Source organism: Pseudomonas lini (genome assembly GCF_030812475.1).
GTDB classification, from domain to species: Bacteria; Pseudomonadota; Gammaproteobacteria; order Pseudomonadales; family Pseudomonadaceae; genus Aquipseudomonas; species Aquipseudomonas lini_A.
In genome coordinates this window covers 17,554-38,803 of sequence record NZ_JAUSSR010000020.1, presented here as the reverse complement: position 1 = coordinate 38,803, position 21,250 = coordinate 17,554, and the positions used below count along the sequence as shown (strand labels likewise).

At 60.7% G+C, this 21,250-nt stretch carries 17 protein-coding genes; 12 read left to right on the top strand and 5 right to left on the bottom strand.

The window, feature by feature from the left end:
* Nucleotides 1-100 precede the first annotated feature (100 nt).
* The 4 genes from rsmA to J2W17_RS28695 are packed head-to-tail and all read right to left on the bottom strand — an operon-like array spanning nt 101 to nt 5,997.
* Nucleotides 101-919, bottom strand: a complete 819-nt coding sequence (rsmA, locus tag J2W17_RS28710) for a 16S rRNA (adenine(1518)-N(6)/adenine(1519)-N(6))-dimethyltransferase RsmA (RefSeq protein ID WP_307342921.1) — start codon at nt 917-919, stop codon at nt 101-103.
* Nucleotides 916-1,905, bottom strand: coding sequence for a 4-hydroxythreonine-4-phosphate dehydrogenase PdxA (pdxA, locus tag J2W17_RS28705; RefSeq protein ID WP_307342918.1), 990 nt, complete (start codon nt 1,903-1,905; stop codon nt 916-918). The genes rsmA and pdxA overlap by 4 nt, the downstream gene beginning before the upstream one ends.
* Nucleotides 1,902-3,218, bottom strand: coding sequence for a peptidylprolyl isomerase SurA (surA, locus tag J2W17_RS28700; RefSeq protein ID WP_307342915.1), 1,317 nt, complete (start codon nt 3,216-3,218; stop codon nt 1,902-1,904). The genes pdxA and surA overlap by 4 nt, the downstream gene beginning before the upstream one ends.
* A complete protein-coding gene (locus J2W17_RS28695) occupies nt 3,199-5,997 on the bottom strand; it encodes an LPS-assembly protein LptD (RefSeq protein WP_307342912.1) in 2,799 nt (932 codons plus the stop codon). Before J2W17_RS28695 ends, surA begins: the two co-directional genes overlap by 20 nt.
* A gap of 130 nt (nt 5,998-6,127) precedes the next feature.
* Here J2W17_RS28695 and J2W17_RS28690 point away from each other — a divergent pair, with 130 nt between their 5' ends.
* From J2W17_RS28690 to J2W17_RS28680, 3 genes are read left to right on the top strand one after another with little or no spacing between them, the layout of a single operon-like run.
* Complete coding sequence (locus J2W17_RS28690; RefSeq protein ID WP_307342908.1) at nt 6,128-7,147, top strand: aminoglycoside phosphotransferase family protein; 1,020 nt, start codon at nt 6,128-6,130, stop codon at nt 7,145-7,147.
* Nucleotides 7,144-7,815, top strand: a complete 672-nt coding sequence (gene murU / locus J2W17_RS28685; protein ID WP_307342905.1) for an N-acetylmuramate alpha-1-phosphate uridylyltransferase MurU — start codon at nt 7,144-7,146, stop codon at nt 7,813-7,815. The genes J2W17_RS28690 and murU overlap by 4 nt, the downstream gene beginning before the upstream one ends.
* 1 nt (nt 7,816) lies before the next feature.
* Nucleotides 7,817-8,584, top strand: a complete 768-nt coding sequence (locus tag J2W17_RS28680; protein WP_307342902.1) for a TerB family tellurite resistance protein — start codon at nt 7,817-7,819, stop codon at nt 8,582-8,584.
* Between the two features lie 139 nt (nt 8,585-8,723).
* Here the strand turns inward: J2W17_RS28680 and J2W17_RS28675 are convergent, their stop codons facing one another.
* Nucleotides 8,724-9,719 (bottom strand): alpha/beta hydrolase family protein, encoded by a 996-nt coding sequence (locus J2W17_RS28675; RefSeq protein ID WP_307342899.1) that lies wholly within the window; start codon nt 9,717-9,719, stop codon nt 8,724-8,726.
* A 73-nt stretch (nt 9,720-9,792) separates the two neighbouring features.
* Here J2W17_RS28675 and J2W17_RS28670 point away from each other — a divergent pair, with 73 nt between their 5' ends.
* The 9 genes from J2W17_RS28670 to trpE all read left to right on the top strand — a co-directional run bounded on the left by J2W17_RS28670 (nt 9,793) and on the right by trpE (nt 21,094).
* Nucleotides 9,793-12,189: a PAS domain-containing sensor histidine kinase gene (locus J2W17_RS28670; protein WP_307342895.1), complete on the top strand. Its 2,397-nt coding sequence runs from the start codon at nt 9,793-9,795 to the stop codon at nt 12,187-12,189.
* A gap of 155 nt (nt 12,190-12,344) precedes the next feature.
* A complete protein-coding gene (locus J2W17_RS28665) occupies nt 12,345-12,974 on the top strand; it encodes a response regulator (RefSeq protein ID WP_095052680.1) in 630 nt (209 codons plus the stop codon).
* Nucleotides 12,975-13,310: 336 nt separating this feature from the next.
* Nucleotides 13,311-14,435, top strand: a complete 1,125-nt coding sequence (locus J2W17_RS28660) for an ABC transporter ATP-binding protein (RefSeq protein ID WP_307342891.1) — start codon at nt 13,311-13,313, stop codon at nt 14,433-14,435.
* Nucleotides 14,436-14,486: 51 nt separating this feature from the next.
* Entirely contained in the window at nt 14,487-15,530 is a 1,044-nt protein-coding gene (locus J2W17_RS28655; protein ID WP_307342887.1) for an ABC transporter substrate-binding protein, read from the top strand.
* 194 nt (nt 15,531-15,724) lie between these two features.
* Nucleotides 15,725-16,972 (top strand): ABC transporter permease, encoded by a 1,248-nt coding sequence (locus J2W17_RS28650; protein WP_307342884.1) that lies wholly within the window; start codon nt 15,725-15,727, stop codon nt 16,970-16,972.
* A gap of 11 nt (nt 16,973-16,983) precedes the next feature.
* Nucleotides 16,984-17,808: an ABC transporter permease gene (locus J2W17_RS28645; protein ID WP_307342881.1), complete on the top strand. Its 825-nt coding sequence runs from the start codon at nt 16,984-16,986 to the stop codon at nt 17,806-17,808.
* Between the two features lie 243 nt (nt 17,809-18,051).
* Entirely contained in the window at nt 18,052-18,726 is a 675-nt protein-coding gene (gene rpe, locus J2W17_RS28640) for a ribulose-phosphate 3-epimerase (RefSeq protein WP_307342878.1), read from the top strand.
* On the top strand, nt 18,723-19,541 hold the full coding sequence (locus tag J2W17_RS28635; protein WP_307342875.1) for a phosphoglycolate phosphatase: 819 nt from the start codon (nt 18,723-18,725) through the stop codon (nt 19,539-19,541). The genes rpe and J2W17_RS28635 overlap by 4 nt, the downstream gene beginning before the upstream one ends.
* A gap of 71 nt (nt 19,542-19,612) precedes the next feature.
* Nucleotides 19,613-21,094: an anthranilate synthase component I gene (gene trpE / locus J2W17_RS28630; protein WP_307342872.1), complete on the top strand. Its 1,482-nt coding sequence runs from the start codon at nt 19,613-19,615 to the stop codon at nt 21,092-21,094.
* Nucleotides 21,095-21,250 lie beyond the last annotated feature (156 nt).

The window sequence follows — 21,250 nt, the reverse complement described above, 5'->3', positions numbered from 1 at the left end:
GGGACGCGGGGCGTAGCTGATGGATCTCAGTCTAGGCCAAGTATCGGGTAGTAAACCAGACATGAAGGCTGGTGTCCTACCCGATCACGCTTATCGCTTGTCAGTCGGCGCCTGGGGTTGGCGGGGCCTGTTCGCTCAGCTTGTCGGCCAGACGCACGAAGGCGGCCAGGTCGAGCTGCTCGGGGCGCAGGCTGCCATCGACACCGGCGGCCTCGATCTCGGCATTGCTCAGCAGCAGCTTGAGCGTATTGCGCAGGGTCTTGCGCCGCTGGTTGAAGGCTTCACGCACGACGCGCTCCAGCAGCTTGTGATCCTTGGCCGGGTGCGGCAGCACCGAGTGAGGGACCAGGCGCACGATGGCCGAGTCGACTTTCGGTGGCGGATTGAACGCCCCCGGTCCGACGTTGAACAGATGCTCGACCCGGCAGTGGTACTGAACCATGATCGACAGTCGGCCCCAATCACCGCCACCTGGACCTGCGGCCATGCGCTCGACCACTTCCTTTTGCAGCATGAAGTGCATGTCGCGGATCAGGCTGGCGTTGTGCAGCAGGTGAAAAATCAGTGGCGTAGAGATGTTGTACGGCAAGTTGCCGACGACCCGCAGGCTGTTCGGTGCAGCCCCCAGGCTGTTGAAGTCGAACTTCAGCGCGTCGCCCTGGTGCAGATTGAAGTTGCTCTTGCCGGCAAATTGCTGGTTGAGGATCGGGATCAGATCCTTGTCCAGTTCCACCACATCGAGCTGGGCACCGCTACCGAGCAGGCCTTGAGTCAGCGCACCCTGGCCCGGACCGATTTCCAGCAGGCGGTCTTCGGGTTTGGCGTGGATGGAGCGCAGGATGCGGTCGATAACGCCGGCGTCGTGCAGGAAGTTCTGGCCGAAACGCTTGCGCGCCCGGTGTTGGTAATGCTCGGTCATAAACGGGTCTCGGCCATCTGGTAGGCGGTTTCCAGGGCGACTTGCAGGCTGCCGGTGTCGATCTTGCCGCTGCCGGCCAGATCCAGGGCTGTGCCGTGGTCGACCGAAGTGCGGATGATCGGCAAGCCGAGGGTCACGTTGACTGCCGCGCCGAAACCTTTGTATTTCAGCACGGGCAGGCCCTGGTCGTGGTACATCGCCAGCACCGCATCGCAGTGCTCCAGATATTTGGGGGTAAACAGAGTGTCGGCGGGCAGGGGGCCGCGAAGGTCCATGCCCTCGCCGCGCAAGCGCTCCAGGGTGGGTTCGATGATGTCGATTTCTTCATGGCCCAGGTGTCCGCCTTCACCGGCATGGGGGTTGAGCCCGCAAACCAGGATGCGTGGCCGGGCGATGCCGAATTTTTCTTGCAGATCGGCATGCAGGATTCGCGTGACCCGTTCCAGGCGTTCCGGTGTGATTGCGTCGGCAATCTCGCGAAGCGGCAGGTGAGTGGTGACCAGTGCCACGCGCAATCCGCGCGTGGCGAGCATCATCACCACTTGCGCGGTGTGGGTCAGGTCAGCGAGAAACTCCGTGTGCCCGGAAAAAGCGATGCCGGATTCGTTGATCACGCCCTTGTGCACCGGGGCGGTGATCATGCCGGCAAAATGCCCGTCCAGGCAGCCCTGGCCAGCGCGGGTGAGGGTTTCCAGGACGAACGCCGCATTGGCCTTGTCCAGTTGCCCGGCAGTGACCCTGGCGTTGAGCGGGGTATCCCAGACGTACAGGCTATTGGCCGGCGCAGGTACATCCGGCCAACTGTCCGGTGCAACCGGCAGCAGGTCGACCACCACGCCCAGCTGCGCGGCCCGCTCAAGGAGCAGGTCGCGGCTGGTAATGGCAATCAGGGGATGAGGCTGGGCTTGCGACGCGAGCAGCAGGCACAGGTCAGGGCCTATGCCGGCCGGTTCGCCGGGGGTCAGCGCGAAACGTTTGGGTTTCACTGCGTTGCCTGGTCTGCACCAGGGAGTTTGATCTCTACATACGCTTCGTCACGGATCTGACGCAGCCAGGTTTGCAGCTCTTCGTCATATTTGCGGTTACGCAATACGCTCATCGCTTGCTGTTCACGAGCCTGATTGGTGCTATCGGTGGCGCGGCGGCCCAGGACTTCCAGGACGTGCCAGCCATACTGGGTCTGGAACGGCTTGGACAGCTGACCTTGCGGGGTCCTGGCCATCACTTCGCGGAACTCGGGAACCAGTGCATTCGGGTCGATCCAGTTCAGGTCGCCGCCGTTGAGGGCGGAACCCGGGTCTTCCGAGAAGTTTTTCGCCAGTTCGCCGAAGTCCTCGCCCGCTTCGATCCGGGTGTAGAGCGACTGAGCCAGGGCCTTGGTTTTTTCTTCGTCGCGGATCGGGCTAGGCTTGACCAGGATATGACGCACATGCACTTCGTCACGCACCTGGGTCTCGCCGCCACGCTTGTCGAGGATCTTCAGGATGATGAAGCCGCCAGGCGTACGCATCGGTTGAGTAATGTCCCCGACCGCCATGGTGCCGAGCAGGCGATCGAACGGAGGTGGCAGTTGAGCGGCTTTGCGCCAGCCCATGTCTCCACCTTCGAGTGCGGTTTCGCTGGCGGATTTGGCGATTGCCAGTTGACCGAAGTCGGCGCCTTGCTTGAGCTGCTGGTAGACCGCGTCGGCCTGTTTGGCTGCATTCTGAATCGAGTCGGAGTTGGCGCTTTCCGGCGTAGGAATCAGGATGTTGGCCAAGCGGAACTCTTCGGACAATTGCATCTTGCCGAGATCGGAAGCGAGGAAGTTTTTCACTTCCTGCTCGGACACCTGGATGCGCTCCGCCACACGACGCTGGCGCACACGGCTGATGATCATTTCGCGACGGATCTGGTCACGGGCTTCGTCGTAGGACAGGCCGTCGCGGGTCAGGGCCGCGCGGAATTGGTCCACGGACATGTTATTGCGTTGGGCAATGGTGCCCACGGCCTGGTTCAGTTCTTCATCGGTAATGCGGATACCGGAGCGTTCACCGATCTGCAGCTGCAGGTTCTCGACGATCAGGCGCTCGAGCACCTGCTGATCCAGCACGTTGGCCGGCGGTACCGCGGCACCGCGCTTGGCAATGGTTTGCTGAACTTCATGGACTCGTTGGTCCAGCTGGCTCTGCATGACCACGTCGTTGTCGACGATGGCCACCACTTTATCTATGGACTGTACCGAGGCGTTAGCCGCGGTACCCAGGAACAACGCGCCCAGCATTAGCGGGCGCAGACAATCAGAAAGCTTGGTCTTCACGTTCACGATAACCTTGGATGCCTTTGTCGAGGAAGCTCTCTACTTTGGAGCCGGTGAGGCCGCCGAGACCTTTCAGAACGATTTGGAGGAAGATGCCATGGTCGCCTTTTTCGTTTTCCGGCGCGTCTTGACTGGTCTCGTCATAGTCGACCCAGTAACGGTTGATCAGGCGCAGTTTCCAGCAGCAGTTGTCATACTCGAAGCCACCGAAGGCTTCCAGGGTACGGTTTTGGTTGTAGTCATACTGCCAGCGGCTGATCAGGTTCCATTGCGGCACGATCGGCCACATGACCGAGAAGTCGTGCTGCTGGATCTTGTAGTAGTCCTTCACGTAGCCAGGTTGACCCGGAGTGCCGTAGTCACCGCCGCCCACCGACCATTGACCGGTGTTCTGGTCGTAGCGGACCTGGTCGTTGCGATAACGATAGCCGGCGTTGATGATCTTGTTCGGGTTGTCCTCAGGCTGGTAGTGGAACATCGCGCTGCCCGAGCGAGGGCTGCGGCTGTCCGGGTCCCAGTTGTAATCGGCGGTGGTGCGCCAATCGCGGTTCCAGCGGTATTCGTATTCCAGCGCATAAGGCGAAACGTCCGCCTGTGAATCCTTGCGGGTCCTGGCATCGATGCCTGGCAACTGAACCTGGCGATCCTTGAAGTAGACGGCCTGGCCGACGCTGATGCGTTGACGCTCGAAGCCGTTTTCTTCGATCCAGCGGTTGGTGATGCCCAGCGACAGTTTGTTCTCGTCGCCGACTCGGTCGGAGCCGGAGAAACGGTTGTCGCGGAACAGCGACGCGTAATTGAAGGTGTATTCGCTGGTGTCGAAGACTGGAATGTCTTCCTGGTCCGTTTCCGGCACGTAGAGGTAAAACAGGCGCGGCTCAAGGGTCTGGCGGTAGTTTTTGCCGAACCATTGGGTGTTGCGGTCGAAGTACAGGCCGCTGTCGATGCTGGCAATTGGCACGCCACGGTTCTGGTTGCTGTCGAAAGTACCGTTGAGTCGGTTCTGTTCTGCGTTCTGCCCAGCAATGTCGGATTTGCCTGTGCCGTCCAGGTCCAGCTGGTATTGCGTGTACTGATACTTGAGCGTTGGTTTCACGAAACCATACGTCCATTCCAGCGGCAGGCTCACGGCTGGGGCCAGGTTGAGGCGGTCGCCGGTGGCGCGAGCCAGGCCCTGGACATTGGTGTCCAGGCGCGGAGAGACAATGCCGTTTTCATCCGAGAAGTTGCCGTTTTTCAGATCCCGGTCAAACCTGACAAGCTCGGTGTTATAAGAGAAATCCAGGCCGCCCGGGTGGTAGGGCAGGGCACCATCGAAGGTGATCTGCGGCAAACGATCATAGGGCGTGATGTTCGATACGGTCGCCAGCTGATAAGCCTGGGCGTTGACGCGAGCGGTGTAGCTGTCGCCGCGGTAGCTGACGGAACCCTGCTGGTTCACATAGTCAGAGCTTTTCACGCCGATCTGGTCAGTCTGCAGATCCTGGAAGTAATACGGATCGCTGATTTTGGTGTAGTCGACCTGCGTGAAGACGCGCGAGTCGAGGCCACCCTTGTGTTGCCAGTTGTACATGTAGCGGGTTTTTTCGTAGTCGGTCTGCTGACTGCGATCTGTATTGTCATCGTTGAGGTACGCGGCGCCGAACTGACCTTCGCTGGACTTGGTCAGGTAGCGGAACTCGCCTTCCATCAACAGGCCGCGCTTGCTCATGTAGCGCGGGTACAACGTGGCATCGTAGTTCGGTGCCAGGTTGAAGTAATACGGAGTGACCAGCAGGAAGCCGGTATCGGTGCCGGTGCCGATGGTCGGCGGCAGGAAGCCGGACTGGCGACGGTCATCGATCGGGAAATAGATGTATGGCGTGTAAAGGACCGGAATGTCCTTGACCCGCAGTGTCACGTTGGTCGCGGTGCCGAAGCCGGTGGCCGGGTTCAGGGTGATGTTGTTGCCCTTGAGTTGCCAGGCGTTGCTGTCCGGTTCACAGGTAGTGTACGTACCATCCTTGAGGCGGATGATCGCGTTCTCGGCGCGCCTGGCGTACAGCGCGCTGCCGCGAATGCGGGATTTGTGCATCACGTATTCGGCGTTGTCGACCTTGGCTTCGCCGGTATCGAGTTGTACGTCGGCGTGGTCGCCTACGATCAGTGCGCCGTTGTCGCGAACGCGCACGTTACCGCTCAGCTCACCACGGCTCTCGGCCTGGTAGAGATTCGCTTCGTCGGCTTCGACCTGCATGCTGCCTTGACGCATGACCACGTCGCCGGCGAGGGTAGCGACCTGCTCCTCCTGCTTATAGCGAGAGGCCTTGGCGCCGAGAAAGGTTGGCGCGTCACTTTTTTGAGTCTTGTCAGTCATGCCGGGACGAACCGGTTCGACATAGGCGCCGGCGCAGTAAGGGCCGGTTTCAGCCAATTGTGCCGCCGTGAGTTTCTCTCGCGGAACCCAGTCGAGGTGACTGTAGTCTTCGCTACGGGACTTCAGGCCACGGCCCTTGGCTTCGGTCACAAGTACCGGCTTGGGACCGGTGTCCTGGCTGACGCTGCCATCGGCCGGCGTCTCATCGCCCGCGCTGACAGAGCTGCCCTCATGGACAGGGCGCGGTGGCAAGGCAGCTGCTTGAGATTTTGGCGCACAGTTCCAGGCACCCGAAGCAGAGACTGAGCAGTCATACTGTTCCGCAGCGACCACGAACGAAGTGGCGAATGGTTGCAGGGCCAGCAGACTGCCGGTTACCAACAACGGAAATTTTTTACGAAACGCGGGGGATTTCAATGCCATCTTATTAGTCCGGGCTTCCTGCGTGCCATCTGCCCGCGGTGTGGGCCGCACGCCTCTCGATGGTCTGAAAAAGATGCTGGATAATAAAGCATGACCCGCTTGACGGCTAGCGCCGTCGGAGACCCTTGCAATGCCTGACCAAGATGTACGTTTGCAACACCTGAAAGTTTGGCTCGATGAGCAGCTGCCGATCCTCTTTGCAGAACAAGGCTGGGGAACCGTACCCCCGGCCACGTTGACCGCAGCCAGTAGCGACGCGAGTTTTCGGCGCTACTTTCGCTGGGAAGGCGAGGGCAGAAGCTTTATCGTGATGGACGCTCCACCGCCCAGGGAAAACTGCAAACCCTTCGTGGATATTGCTTTCCTGCTGGCGAAATCCGGAATAAATGTGCCAAAAATCCATGCCGAAGACCTCGAACATGGATTTCTGTTGCTCAATGACTTGGGCAACAACACTTATCTGGACGTGATCGACAGCGAAAATGCCGATGACTTGTTCCAGGATGCCGTGCAAGCGCTGCTGGCTTTTCAGCAATTGCCGATGGTCGCACCGCTGCCGAGTTATGACGTGGCGTTGTTGCGCCGCGAGTTGGAATTGTTCCCGCAATGGTACGTGAAGTGCGAACTGGGCATCGAGTTCGACCCGGCTCAGCAGCTGCTCTGGCAGCAGGTCAGCGAGTTGCTGATCGAAAGCGCCCTGGCGCAACCCAAGGTCCTGGTACATCGCGATTACATGCCGCGCAACCTCATGCTCAGTGAGCCGAATCCGGGCGTGCTGGATTTCCAGGACGCGGTTTATGGTCCGGTGACTTACGATGTGACCTGTCTGTTCAAGGATGCATTCCTCAGCTGGCCCGAGGAGCGGGTACGTGGCTGGCTGGAAGACTACTGGCGCCAGGCGGGCGAGCTGGGAATCCCGGTTCAGCCCGACTTCGAGGATTTCCTGCGCGCCAGCGATCTGATGGGCGTGCAGCGCCATTTGAAAGTGATCGGCATCTTCGCCCGGATCTGCCACCGCGACGGCAAGCCGCGTTACCTGGCGGATGTGCCGCGCTTCTTTGCTTATATAGAGGCCGTGGTCGCGCGCCGTCCCGAACTGGCTGAGCTGGATGTTTTGCTGGCCAGCCTGCGCGCTGGAGTGAATGCATGAAGGCGATGATCCTGGCGGCAGGCAAAGGCGAGCGCTTGCGCCCGTTGACCCTGACCACGCCAAAACCGCTGGTCCGGGCCGGAGGGGTGCCGCTGATCGAGTATCACCTGCGCGCGCTGGCCGCCGCCGGTTTTACCGAGATCGTGATCAATCACGCCTGGCTTGGCCAGCAGATTGAGGAATACCTGGGCGACGGCTCGCAGTATGGCGTGAGTATTCAGTATTCGCCGGAAGGTGAGCCGCTCGAAACCGGCGGCGGAATCTTCCGCGCGTTGCCGTTGCTGGGGGACGAAGCCTTTCTGGTGGTCAACGGTGACATCTGGACCGATTACGACTTCAGCGTATTGCATCAGCCCATTGTCGGGCTGGCGCATCTGGTGCTGGCTGACAATCCGGCCCATCACCAGGACGGCGACTTCAGTCTGGTCGACGGGCAAGTCCATGATGGGCGACCGGACATCGCCACCCTGACCTACAGCGGCATCGCGGTGCTGCACCCTCAGTTGTTCGAGGGCTGTTGCGCAGGGGCCTTCAAGCTGGCGCCGCTGCTGCGCACCGCCATGGCGGACGGGCAAGTGACTGGCGAGCACCTGAACGGGGTCTGGGTGGATGTCGGTACCCACGAGCGTCTGGCCGAAGTGGACGCTCTGATAGAAGCGAGACGCTGACATGCTGTGGCCAGGGACTCTGATTGGAGCCGGGGTGGGCTATGCCATTGCCAGTATTCCGGGGGCCATGCTCGGCGCCTTGTTGGGGCAGGCGCTGGATCGGCGCCTGCAACTGCAAAGCTGGGCAGATGTGCGAGAAAAACTCGGTGGTCGTCCAGCGCTACGCAACGATGAACTGTTGTTCGTGTTACTGGGACGACTGGCCAAGTGCGATGGAAGGGTGGTGAATGGTCACATCCAGCAGGCGCGTCAGGAGATGCGCTCCCTGGCCTTGACCGAATCGGCCCAGCGCCGTGCGATAGCGGCGTTCAATCGCGGCAAGTCGGGGCATGATTCTTTGCGCGGTTATATGCGTCGCTTGAGTGCACAGCCCCATGCCGCCGAAGGTGTCCTGCGCGCCTGTTGGCGGATGATCTGGGCCGATGGCCGCGCCGGTGTCGGCGAACTTGAACTGATCGCCCAGTGGGGTAAATGGCTGGGCTGGACGCAACAACAGGTCCAGGCGCTGGCGACCGACTATGAGCCGCAGAAACGGCCGTTGGTCAGCAGCGCCGTCACTTACCAAGAGGCTTTGCGACTATTGGGTGTGTCCGCCACCAGCGAGCCGGCGCAGATCAAGCGCGCTTATCGACGCCTGCTCAGCCGCCATCACCCGGACAAGATCGCCGGTAGTGGGGCGACGGCGTTGCAAGTGCGTGAGGCGACCGACAAAACCCGTGAACTGCATACTGCCTACACGTTGATTCGTGAGCGGCGGGATTTTCGCTAGAAGGAAAGGGTTTTGTTGTCTGTAATGCCGCCTTCGCGAGCAAGCCCGCTCCCACATTAAATCTTCAGGGGACACAGAATCTGAGTACGACCGAGATCAAATGTGGGAGCGGGCTTGCTCGCGAAGGGGGCGACTCGGTCTACCGTTTTTCCTCAGGCTGAGGACTCAACCACCCCCGAACCCGACGAACCAGCTGCTCCTGCTCAGCCTTGCTGTTACCCGGCAAGGCCTTGAGCGACACCTGGCTGAAACCCGAAGCCTTCAAGCGTTTGCTCGCCTGTAAACGCTCCAGCGCCGCGTTGCGATCCGCCGGCTTATCCCTGTAGAAAATGTCGGCAACAGGCAGCTTCAGTGTGGGTGCAAGTTCAGCCAGGGCGGGTTTCGCGCTAACCGGCATCTGCGCGGCGACCATCACCAGTTTTTCAACCTGCGGCGGCTGTCTTTCACTCAGGTAGCGCGCGGCCCAGTAAGCCCCGGTGCCATGACCCAATACGACGATGATGCGGGCGCTTTGCTGTTCGGCGTAGGCAATGGCCGCGTCGATGCGGGCGAAAATTCGTTCGGCGTCGGCCCCGACCTGTTCCTCGCGGGTCTCGACGACCGCCTTGTCCGCGACCTCCGCTTCACCGCTGACCGCCTGCTCGATGGGCGCGGAGGTGGTGGCATCCTTGCTGCCGGTCTCGGGCGCTTTGAGCGTTGGCGGCATTTCAGCAGTGCGTGGCGCAATGGCATCGCTTTGCGGGTCCGGCAAGGTGATACTCAGGCTGCTCCACTCGGCATCCGGCAATGTGCGCCGCAATGGAGCGATTGCTTGCGGCCAGTCAACGGTTTCGCCAGCGCCCGGGACGATAATCACCGCACCTTTGGGACTGGCGGTATTGGCCGGTTTCCACAGGGCCAGAAAGGTATCGGCGCCGGCTTGCAGTAGTTGCTGTTCCTGGACCGGCAACTGTCGCTCAAGGGCGGCCGCGTCTTCCTGACTTCGCTCAGGCAACGGCGGGCGCTCAAGCGGTTGTTCTTGCGCGGTGTTCGCCGCGGCACTGGGAATCGGGTCGGCGGCCTCGACGGAAAAGGCGCAAGGCAGGAACAGCGACAGGCACAATACTGGCAGCGCCAGGCGGTAGACAGGAAGCATCGGATAGTCCAGGCCAGAAGTGATTCCGGCAGCCTAATGGGTGGGTCAGTATTTGTCAGTGTGTGAGACTTCAATGATGCGTTTTCGTTGCCTTTGGGTTATCGGCTGTTTGTGGTTCCCCTCGATGAGCTGGGCCGCGTCCGCACCGCCAGCGCATGTCGCGCCATTGTCCGCGGATCAGCAGCAATGGTTGGCCCAGCATCGCGAGTTGCGGGTGGGACTGGTGCTGCAGGTGCCCTATGCCCAATACGATCGCCGTCTGCAGCGATTGTCGGGTGTTAACGTCGAGCTGATGCAACGGCTGGCCAAGTCCCTCAAGGTCGAGCTGAGCTGGCGTCACTTTCCCGATCTTGCGCAGCTGGAAGCCGCTGCACGTGATGGTGTCATCGATATCGCTCCCGGGCTGAGCCAGACTCCCGCAGGTCTGCGTCTGTGGCAGTTTTCCGATCCGTACATGCGGGTACCGCAACTGGTGGTCAGTGACCAGAAAAGCACCGGCACAGTGGAGCTGGAAAAACTCGACAGCCAGACCCGCGTCGCCGTGCGCATGCCCAGCGCCACGGCCGATTACCTGCGCGGCAATTACCCGCATCTGAACCTCCAGGGCGTACCGCTCGAGCGCCAGGCTCTGCAACTGTTGACGAGTCAGCAGGCCAGTTACGCCGTGGTCGATGAAGCCCAGCTGGGACGCCTGTCCGTCGAGCCGGAGTTCGCCGCGCTGGTCGTGGTCGGTGACATTGGCCTGCCGCAACTGCTGCGGGTGGCCACGCGCCGGGACTGGCCGGAGCTTGCCAGTATCGTCGAAAGCGCATTGCGGGCGATTCCGGCCAAGGACCTGGAGCAGTTGCACAGTCAATGGCTGCAACCCAAGTACCCGCGGCTGACCGAATCACCGGGTTTCTGGCAAAACCTTTCGCTGCTGTTGACCGTGTTGATGCTGAGCAGCATGGCCATCGTGTTCTGGCAGCGTCGGCAGCAGCACAGCCTGGAGCAACGGTTATTGGCGGCGCGGGAAGACATTGCCCTGCGTGCGGCCAGCGAAGAGGCCTTGCGCCTCACGCAGTTTTCCATCGACCAGAGCACCGTCGGCATTCTCTGGGTCAACTGGGACAGCCATGTGCGCTACGCCAACCGCGCGGCCGAGACCATGTTGGGCTATCCGGCGGGTGGGATCATCGACAGGCCGTTGATCGACTTCGAGCCGGGTCTGCACATGGACCGCTGGTTGAACCTGTGGAAGCGCGCCCGGGCCAGCGAAGACGGCCCGCAAAGTTTTGAGACCAGCTGTGTGCGCGCCGACGGGAGCATTCTGCCTGCGGATGTTTCATTGAGCTTCCTGCGTTTCCGCGGCGGCGAATACCTGGTGGTTTACCTCAACGATGTCACCGAACGCCGCCGTGCCCTGGCTGCACTGCAGGAAAGCGAAGCGCGACTGCAAGGGATCGCCGCCAATGTGCCGGGACTGGTCTTCCGGCTGGAGCGTGCGCCGGTGACCGGGCAGATCGACTTTGCCTATATCAGTGAAGGCAGCGAGACCCTGGTGGGATATTCGCCGGCGACCCTGGCTCATCGCGACAAAGGCCTGCGCAGTCTGGTGCATCCGGACGACAAGGCCAGCTATCACCAGACTCAGGACCATGCGCTGGACACCGACAGCGACTGGTCGTGGCAGGGGCGGATTCTCACCCGTGCAGGCGAGCAGCGCTGGGCGGAGATCAAGGCCATTACCCGCCGGCTCGAAGACGGTGCCTACGTCTGGGACGGCATTGTCTGGGATATCAGCGAAAGCAAGCGCATCGAGCTGGAACTGGCCAGCTCCCGGGGGCAATTGCGTGAGTTGTCCGCTCACCTTGAGAGTGTACGGGAGGAGGAAAAGGCCCACATCGCCCGGGAAGTTCATGACGAACTGGGTCAGATGTTGACCGTGTTGAAGCTGGAAACGTCCATGTGCGAACTGGCCTACGCCCAGCTCGATCCCGGTCTGAACGAACGCTTGAACAGCATGAAGCGCTTGATCGCTCAGTTGTTTCAACTGGTGCGCGATGTGGCGACGGCGCTGCGCCCACCGATTCTCGATGCCGGGATTGCTTCGGCCATCGAATGGCAGGCCCGCCGTTTCGAGGCACGTACACAGATTCCGTGTCTGGTGCAGGTGCCGGACAATCTGCCAGTGCTCAGTGATGCCAAGGCGATTGGCTTGTTCCGGATCCTTCAGGAGGCACTGACCAATGTCATGCGCCATGCGCAGGCGCATACTGTTGAACTGACATTGGCGCTGGAAGGCGACGAGTTGTGCCTGACGGTCAGTGACGATGGCGTAGGATTTGTCCCCTCCACCGGCAGGTCGACCTCCTTTGGTGTGGTCGGCGTGCGGGAGCGGGTGTTGATCATGGGTGGTCAGTTGTCGCTTGAAAGTGAGCCGGGGGAAGGCACGACCTTGAGTGTGCGAGTGCCGGTGGGTGAGGCCTGAAGATAGTGGCGCTTGTGGTGACGTCTTCGCGAGCAAGTCGAATCGTCGCACCGTCGCTCCCACAGTGATTTGGGTAAGTGCACAAATCTATGGAACACCGACGTCCCCTGTGGGAGCGGGCTTGCCCGCGATAGATCTTGAATCTGGAGAAGAACGTGATCCGTGTACTGGTAGCCGAAGACCACACCATCGTCCGCGAAGGCATCAAGCAGTTGATCGGGCTGGCCAAGGACCTTCTGGTGGTAGGGGAGGCGAGCAACGGCGAGCAGTTGCTCGACACCTTGCGTCATGTTCCCTGCGAAGTGGTGTTGCTGGATATCTCCATGCCTGGGGTCAATGGCCTGGAAGCCATTCCGCGAATTCGCGCGTTGAACAATCCACCGGCAATTCTGGTGTTGTCGATGCACGACGAAGCACAAATGGCCGCTCGTGCGTTGAAAGTCGGTGCCGCGGGGTACGCCACCAAGGACAGCGATCCGGCCCTGCTCCTGACCGCCATCCGCAAAGTCGCGGCTGGCGGGCGTTATATTGATCCGGACCTGGCCGATCGCATGGTCTTCGAAGTCGGGCTCACCGATTCGCGGCCGCTGCATTCGTTGCTGTCCGAGCGAGAGTTTTCGGTGTTCGAACGCCTGGCACAAGGCGCCAACGTCAACGACATCGCCCAGCAACTGGCCTTGAGCAGCAAGACCATCAGCACTCACAAGGCGCGGCTGATGCAGAAACTCAACATCACCTCCCTGGCGGAACTGGTGAAGTACGCCATGGAGCACAAGCTCCTCTGATTTGTGCGCGGTCCCCTGTAGGAGCCGGCTTGCCGGCGAAGGCGTCTTCGAACCTTGCGCCAATCTCAAGGACGCCTTCGCTGGCAAGCCAGCTCCTACAGTGGGCTGCGTGGCATATCCATTTGCGACACTCAGCGAACCCGCTTTTGCCCGTTCTTGTGGCTTGCAGCTTGAAATTCGCCACTGCCCCTATCCATCCCCGCCATCCTTGTAGGGCAATCCCTACCCCCAACCTTCCATCCCGCTGAGGCCATTCTCTCCTGCGCCCCGATTTGCGTGGTCACCAGCGTCCACTAGGCTTAGTCCACAGCAGTCATCAACAACAAAGGTGTGGGTATGAGCCAGGTCGATTCAAGCGCAGGGGCCAGCGACATTCTGGTCAGCTTTCGTGGAGTGCAAAAGAGCTACGACGGCGAGAACCTGATCGTCAAAGACCTCAACCTGGACATTCGCAAAGGCGAATTCCTCACCTTGCTCGGGCCGTCCGGTTCCGGCAAGACCACCAGCCTGATGATGCTCGCCGGTTTTGAAACCCCCACCGCAGGTGAAATCCTCCTGGCCGGGCGTTCCATCAACAACGTGCCGCCGCACAAGCGCGACATCGGCATGGTGTTCCAGAACTATGCATTGTTCCCGCACATGACGGTGGCCGAGAACCTGGCGTTCCCGCTGACCGTGCGCGGCTTGAACAAGAATGACGTCAGCGATCGGGTCAAACGGGTCTTGAGCATGGTTCAGCTCGACATGTTCGCCCAGCGTTATCCGGCGCAGTTGTCCGGTGGTCAGCAACAGCGTGTGGCCCTGGCCCGGGCGTTGGTGTTCGAACCGCAACTGGTACTGATGGACGAACCCCTCGGCGCGCTGGACAAGCAACTGCGCGAACACATGCAGATGGAGATCAAGCACCTGCACCAGCGCCTCGGCGTGACGGTGGTCTACGTGACTCACGACCAGGGTGAAGCCCTGACCATGTCCGACCGTGTGGCGGTGTTCCACCAAGGCGAAATCCAGCAGATCGCGCCGCCGCGCTCCCTTTACGAAGAACCGAAAAACACCTTCGTCGCCAACTTCATCGGCGAGAACAACCGTCTTAATGGCCGCTTGCACAGCCACACCGGCGACCGCTGCGTCGTCGAGCTCGGTCGCGGTGAAAAGGTTGAAGCCCTGGCGGTCAATGTCGGCAAGACCGGCGAACCCGTCACGCTGTCGATTCGCCCGGAACGCGTGAGCCTCAATGGTTCGAGCGAATCCTGCGTCAACCGTTTCTCCGGGCGGGTCGCGGAATTCATCTATCTGGGCGACCACGTCCGAGTGCGCCTTGAAGTCTGCGGAAAGACCGATTTCTTCGTGAAGCAACCGATCGCCGAGCTCGATCCCGAGCTGGCAGTTGGCGACGTGGTACCGCTTGGCTGGCAGGTCGAACACGTTCGCGCGCTCGACCCGCTTCTAGAGGCGCATTGATCGCCCCCCCTGCTTCAACAACACCAACCCTGCACGTGGAGAGAACAATAAATGTTGAGATCCCTGAAATTCACCGCTTTGGTCATGGGCATGATCGGCGCGACACACGCGATGGCGGCGGGTCCGGACCTGACCGTGGTGTCCTTTGGCGGGGCGAACAAGGCAGCGCAGGTCAAAGCCTTCTACGCACCGTGGGAAGCGGCAGGCAACGGCAAGATCGTGGCGGGCGAATACAACGGCGAGATGGCCAAGGTCAAGGCCATGGTCGACACCAAGAGCGTGTCCTGGGACCTGGTGGAAGTTGAATCGCCGGAACTGTCCCGTGGTTGCGACGAAGACATGTTCGAGCAACTCGATCCCGCGCTGTTCGGCAAGAACGAAGACTACGTCAAAGGCGCTATCCAGCCGTGCGGCGTTGGCTTCTTCGTGTGGTCGACCGTATTGGCCTACAACGCCGACAAGCTGAAAACCGCGCCGACCAGCTGGGTGGATTTCTGGGACACCAAGAAATTTCCGGGTAAACGTGGCCTGCGCAAAGGTGCCAAGTACACCCTGGAATTCGCACTGATGGCCGACGGCGTTGCGCCGAAAGACGTCTACAAGGTGCTGGCCGGCAAGGATGGCCAGGATCGCGCGTTCAAGAAGCTCGATGAGCTCAAGCCAAGCATTCAGTGGTGGGAAGCCGGCGCACAACCGCCGCAATACCTGGCGTCCGGTGACGTGGTCATGAGCTCGGCCTACAACGGCCGGATCGCTGCCGTGCAGAAAGAAAGCAACCTCAAAGTCGTCTGGAACGGCGGTATCTACGACTTCGACGCTTGGGCTATTCCAAAAGGTCTGGACAAGGCACGTGCTGAAGCGGCGAAGAAATTCATCGCATTCTCGGTGCAGCCGCAACAGCAGAAGACCTATTCGGAAAACATCGCCTACGGCCCGGCCAACACTCAAGCCGTACCGCTGTTGGCCAAGGATGTCCTGAAGGACATGCCGACCACCCCGGAAAACATTGCCAACCAGGTGCAGATCGACGTCAGCTTCTGGGCTGACAACGGCGAGCAACTGGAGCAGCGTTTCAATTCCTGGGCTGCCAAATAAGCACGAACCTGTGATGGTGGGCTCGCCCACCTGTGGGAGCGGGCTTGCTCGCGAAGGCGTCTTCACATCCAGCATTGATGTTGACTGACACACCGCTTTCGCGAGCAAGCCCGCTCCCACTTTAGAGTTGTGTGAATTTAACGATCGAGGTGATGTTCCGCCTCTGTAACGATCAAAGATTTCCGGAGTACGCCATGGCCACCGCCATTCCCCTGAACGCGGGCACAGACCCCACCTTGAAGCAGCGGCTCAAGCATGCCGAGCGGATCAACCGCTGGAAGGCCCAGGCCTTGATCGCGCCGCTGGTGCTGTTTCTGCTGCTGGTGTTCCTGGTGCCGATCGTGGCGCTGCTCTACAAAAGCGTCGGTAACCCCGAAGTGGTCGGCGGCATGCCACGCACCGTGGCGGCCATCGCCAGTTGGGACGGCCGCGGCCTGCCCGCTGAACCGGTGTACAAGGCGGCCAGCGAAGACCTGGCAGAAGCCCGCAAGAACCAGACCTTGGGCGACCTGTCCAAGCGCTTGAACATGGAGTTGGCCGGCTACCGCAGCCTGCTGACCAAAACCGCACGCGCCTTGCCGTTCGCCAGCGAACCGGCCTCTTATAAAGAAGCACTGGAAAGTCTCGACGAGCGCTGGGGCGACCCGGCCTACTGGCAAGCCGTACGCCGCAACACCAGCAGCATTACGCCGTACTACCTGCTGGCGGCGGTGGACCATCGGATCGACGACCTCGGCGAAATCGCCCCGGCCACACCCGATCAGGCCATCTACCTCGACATTTTTGCCCGAACCTTCTGGATGGGCCTGATCATCACCGTGATCTGCCTGGTGCTGGCTTATCCATTGGCCTATCTGCTGGCGAACCTGCCATCGCGGCAAAGCAACCTGTTGATGATTCTGGTGTTGCTGCCGTTCTGGACCTCGATTCTGGTGCGGGTCGCCGCGTGGATCGTGCTGCTGCAATCGGGCGGCCTGATCAACAGCGGCCTGATGGCCATGGGCATCATCGATAAGCCGCTGGAGCTGGTGTTCAACCGTACCGGGGTTTACATCTCGATGGTGCACATCCTGCTGCCGTTCATGATCCTGCCGATCTACAGCGTAATGAAAGGCATCTCGCCGACTTACATGCGTGCGGCGATTTCCCTCGGCTGCCACCCGTTCGCCAGCTTCTGGCGGGTGTACTTCCCACAGACTTATGCCGGTGTCGGCGCCGGTTGCCTGTTGGTGTTCATCCTTGCCATCGGCTACTACATCACCCCGGCCTTGCTGGGCAGCCCGAACGATCAGATGGTCAGTTACTTCGTCGCCTTCTACACCAACACCAGCATCAACTGGGGCATGGCGACCGCGCTCGGTGGGCTGCTGCTGTTGGCGACCGTGGTGCTGTATCTGATTTACAACTGGCTGGTAGGCGCCAGTCGCCTGCGCCTGAGCTAAGGGAGAACGAAATGCTGAGTCCTTATATGTCGCCCATCGAGCGGGTGTGGTTCTACAGCTTGCGGATTCTCTGCGGCTTGATCCTGTTGTTCCTGATCCTGCCGGTGCTGGTGATCATTCCGCTGTCGTTCAACTCGGGGAGTTTCCTGGTGTATCCGCTGCAAGGCTTTTCGCTGCAGTGGTATCACGACTTCTTCGCGTCGGCGGAATGGATGCGGGCACTGAAGAACAGCATCATCGTCGCCCCGGCGGCCACGGTGCTGGCGATGATCTTCGGTACGCTGGCAGCGATTGGCCTGACTCGGGGCGATTTTCCCGGCAAGCCGTTGGTGATGGCCCTGGTGATTTCGCCGATGGTGGTGCCGGTGGTGATCATCGGTGTCGCCAGCTATCTGTTCTTTGCGCCGCTGGGTCTGGGCAACAGCTTCTTCTCATTGATCGTGGTGCATGCGGTGTTGGGCGTGCCGTTTGTGATCATCACGGTGTCGGCGACCTTGCAGGGGTTCAACCACAATCTGGTGAGGGCGGCCGCAAGCCTGGGGGCGTCGCCGCTGACGGCATTTCGGCGGGTGACCTTGCCGTTGATCGCGCCGGGCGTGATCTCGGGTGCGTTGTTTGCCTTCGCCACCTCGTTTGATGAAGTGGTGGTGACACTGTTCCTCGCCGGCCCCGAGCAGGCAACCCTGCCACGGCAAATGTTCAGCGGTATCCGCGAAAACCTCAGCCCGACCATTGCCGCCGCGGCAACGCTGTTGATCGCCTTCTCGGTGATCCTGTTGCTGACCCTGGAATGGCTGCGGGGTCGCAGCGAGAAACTGCGCACCGCCCAGGTCTGACACAGGTCGTACATCCCTGTAGGAGCCGGCTTGCCGGCGAATGGCACAACGTAGTTCGCCTGACACACCGCGTTATGCCATTCGCCGGCAAGCCGGCTCCTACGGGGAAAGTGCGCAAACCTGACGCCATCGATATCGAGAAGATCTACCGGACGGCCTACTGATTATCGCGTCACGGTGCGCGCTTCAGAGCATGAGGTATACAATGCGCGCCATCGTGATTCTGCTCAGTAAAGGTGCGTAATGCAGCCCTTCGTCATTGCTCCGTCGATTCTCTCCGCCGATTTCGCCCGCCTGGGTGAGGAAGTGGACAACGTCCTGGCCGCCGGCGCCGACTTCGTACACTTCGATGTCATGGACAACCATTACGTGCCGAACCTGACCATCGGCCCGATGGTTTGTGCCGCACTGCGTAAATACGGCGTGACTGCGCCGATCGACGCGCACCTGATGGTCAGCCCGGTGGATCGCATTGTCGGTGACTTCATCGAGGCCGGCGCGACTTACATCACGTTCCACCCGGAAGCCACCCAGCACGTCGACCGCTCCCTGCAATTGATCCGCGAAGGCGGCTGCAAATCGGGCCTGGTGTTCAATCCGGCGACGCCGCTGGACGTGCTCAGGTACGTGATGGACAAGGTCGACATGATCTTGCTGATGAGCGTCAACCCGGGCTTCGGCGGACAGAAGTTCATTCCCGGCACCCTCGACAAGCTGCGTGAAGCGCGGGCACTGATCGATGCCTCCGGTCGTGACATCCGCCTGGAAATCGACGGCGGCGTGAACGTGAACAACATTCGCGAAATTGCCGCCGCTGGCGCCGATACCTTCGTTGCCGGCTCGGCGATCTTCAATGCACCGAACTACCAAGAGGTGATTGAAAAGATGCGTTCCGAACTGGCGCTGACCCGCCCATGAGTGGCTTTGAGCAGCTATTCCCGGGCGCTTTGCCGCGGCTGGTGATGTTCGATCTGGATGGCACGCTGGTCGATTCGGTCCCCGACCTCGCGGCGGCTGTGGATAACATGCTGCTCAAGCTCGGCCGCGCACCTGTCGGGATCGAGTCGGTGCGCGACTGGGTCGGCAATGGCGTGCACATGCTGGTGCGCCGTGCCCTGGCCAACCATATCGATGGTGAAAACGTCGATGAGGTCGAGGCCGAGCATGCCTTGGAGTTGTTCAACGGGTTTTATGAGGACGGTCACGCGCTGACGGTGGTTTACCCTGGCGTGCGTGACACCCTCAAATGGCTGAACAAGCAAGGCGTGGAAATGGCCCTGATCACCAACAAGCCGGAGCGCTTCGTCGCACCGCTGCTGGATCAGATGAAAATCGGTCGTTACTTCAAGTGGATCATCGGTGGCGACACCTTGCCACAGAAGAAACCGGACCCGGCTGCACTGTTTTTCGTCATGAAAATGGCCAACATTCCGGCATCCCAGTCGTTGTTCGTCGGCGACTCGCGCAGCGATGTACAGGCGGCGAAAGCGGCGGGGGTCAAATGCGTGGCGCTCAGTTATGGCTATAACCATGGCCGGCCGATTGCCGAAGAGTCGCCGGCGCTGGTGATCGACGATCTGCGCAAGCTAATTCGCGGTTGCCTGGATCCGGCCGCTGATATAACGTTGGCCGACGCTGTTCAACCCCCTTCTGGAAACGCCATCGTGGTGGTCACTCGCAAACTCTGGATGAAAGTCATCAAGGCCCTGGCCCGCTGGCGTTGGCGCGCCTGACTTGTTCCTGGCCGGCATCCCGGCGCGTTTGCATACCTGACCGTTAGACCCTCAAGCCACGAGGCTACCCCATGATCCGCGAAGAATTCCTGCGTTTGGCCGCTGCCGGCTACAACCGCATCCCGCTTGCCTGCGAAACCCTGGCCGACTTCGACACCCCGTTGTCGATCTACCTGAAACTGGCCGATGAGCCGAACTCCTACTTGCTCGAATCGGTGCAGGGCGGGGAAAAGTGGGGCCGTTATTCGATCATTGGTTTGCCATGCCGCACCGTGCTGCGGGTTCACGATCATCACGTCCGCGTGACCCACGACGGCGTCGAGATCGAAAGTCATGAGGCTGAAGACCCACTGGCTTTCGTCGAAGAATTCAAGGCTCGCTACAACGTGCCGATCATCCCTGGGCTGCCGCGTTTCAATGGCGGCCTGGTGGGTTACTTCGGGTACGACTGCGTACGTTATGTGGAAAAGCGTCTGGGCAAGTGTCCGAACCCTGATCCGCTGGGCGTGCCGGACATTCTGCTGATGGTCTCCGACGCGGTGGTGGTGTTCGACAACCTCGCCGGCAAGATGCACGCGATTGTCCTGGCCGACCCGTCGCAGGACGATGCTTTCGAACACGGACAGGCACGTCTTGAAGCGCTGCTGGAAAAACTCCGGCAGCCGATCGCACCGCGCCGTGGCCTGGATTTCAGCAAGCAGCAGTCCGCCGACCCGGTATTCCGTTCCAGCTTCACTCAGGACGACTACGAAAAAGCCGTCGACACCATCAAGGAATACATCCTGGCCGGTGACTGCATGCAGGTCGTGCCGTCCCAGCGCATGTCGATCGACTTCAAGGCTGCGCCGATCGATCTGTACCGGGCGCTGCGCTGCTTCAACCCGACGCCCTACATGTACTTCTTCAACTTCGGCGACTTCCACGTTGTCGGCAGTTCGCCGGAAGTGCTGGTGCGGGTCGAAGACAACCTGATCACCGTACGCCCGATCGCCGGCACCCGTCCGCGGGGCGCCAACGAAGAGGCCGATGTTGCGTTGGAAAAAGACTTGTTGTCCGACGATAAGGAAATCGCCGAGCACCTGATGCTGATCGACCTGGGCCGTAACGATACCGGTCGCGTTTCGGAAATCGGCTCGGTGAAACTCACCGAAAAGATGGTGATCGAGCGTTACTCCAACGTCATGCACATCGTGTCCAACGTTACCGGGCAGCTGACAGCCGGGTTGACGGCAATGGATGCACTGCGGGCGATTCTGCCGGCCGGCACCTTGTCCGGGGCACCGAAGATTCGAGCGATGGAAATCATTGACGAGCTGGAGCCGGTCAAGCGTGGCGTGTATGGCGGAGCCGTCGGTTACTACGCCTGGAACGGCAACATGGACACCGCCATCGCGATCCGCACCGCGGTGATCAAGAACGGCGAGCTGCACGTGCAGGCCGGTGGCGGCATTGTCGCTGACTCGGTGCCGGCGCTGGAATGGGAAGAAACCCTGAACAAACGCCGCGCGATGTTCCGTGCGGTGGCCCTGGCCGAGCAAACCCCGGACAACTGAGTTCACGAGAAACCTGTGGGAGCGGGCTTGCTCGCGAAAGCGGTGTGTCAGGCGATATCAGTATTGACTGGGCTGCCGTCTTCGCGAGCAAGCCCGCTCCCACAAGGACCTCAACACCATTAAAAAACGCGTTGCCTGTGAGGGCCCGCGTTTTTT

Excerpts from the sequence above, each read along its gene's own strand:
- J2W17_RS28655 (WP_307342887.1), top strand. The coding sequence starts at position 14,487 with ATGTTGAGATCCCTGAAATTCACCGCTTTGGTCATGGGCATGATCGGC.
- J2W17_RS28695 (WP_307342912.1), bottom strand. The coding sequence starts at position 5,997 with ATGGCATTGAAATCCCCCGCGTTTCGTAAAAAATTTCCGTTGTTGGTA.
- J2W17_RS28690 (WP_307342908.1), top strand. The coding sequence starts at position 6,128 with ATGCCTGACCAAGATGTACGTTTGCAACACCTGAAAGTTTGGCTCGAT.
- J2W17_RS28650 (WP_307342884.1), top strand. The coding sequence starts at position 15,725 with ATGGCCACCGCCATTCCCCTGAACGCGGGCACAGACCCCACCTTGAAG.
- J2W17_RS28660 (WP_307342891.1), top strand. The coding sequence starts at position 13,311 with ATGAGCCAGGTCGATTCAAGCGCAGGGGCCAGCGACATTCTGGTCAGC.
- J2W17_RS28670 (WP_307342895.1), top strand. The coding sequence starts at position 9,793 with ATGATGCGTTTTCGTTGCCTTTGGGTTATCGGCTGTTTGTGGTTCCCC.
- trpE (WP_307342872.1), top strand. The coding sequence starts at position 19,613 with ATGATCCGCGAAGAATTCCTGCGTTTGGCCGCTGCCGGCTACAACCGC.
- J2W17_RS28645 (WP_307342881.1), top strand. The coding sequence starts at position 16,984 with ATGCTGAGTCCTTATATGTCGCCCATCGAGCGGGTGTGGTTCTACAGC.
- J2W17_RS28635 (WP_307342875.1), top strand. The coding sequence starts at position 18,723 with ATGAGTGGCTTTGAGCAGCTATTCCCGGGCGCTTTGCCGCGGCTGGTG.
- J2W17_RS28680 (WP_307342902.1), top strand. The coding sequence starts at position 7,817 with ATGCTGTGGCCAGGGACTCTGATTGGAGCCGGGGTGGGCTATGCCATT.
- murU (WP_307342905.1), top strand. The coding sequence starts at position 7,144 with ATGAAGGCGATGATCCTGGCGGCAGGCAAAGGCGAGCGCTTGCGCCCG.
- J2W17_RS28675 (WP_307342899.1), bottom strand. The coding sequence starts at position 9,719 with ATGCTTCCTGTCTACCGCCTGGCGCTGCCAGTATTGTGCCTGTCGCTG.
- rsmA (WP_307342921.1), bottom strand. The coding sequence starts at position 919 with ATGACCGAGCATTACCAACACCGGGCGCGCAAGCGTTTCGGCCAGAAC.
- rpe (WP_307342878.1), top strand. The coding sequence starts at position 18,052 with ATGCAGCCCTTCGTCATTGCTCCGTCGATTCTCTCCGCCGATTTCGCC.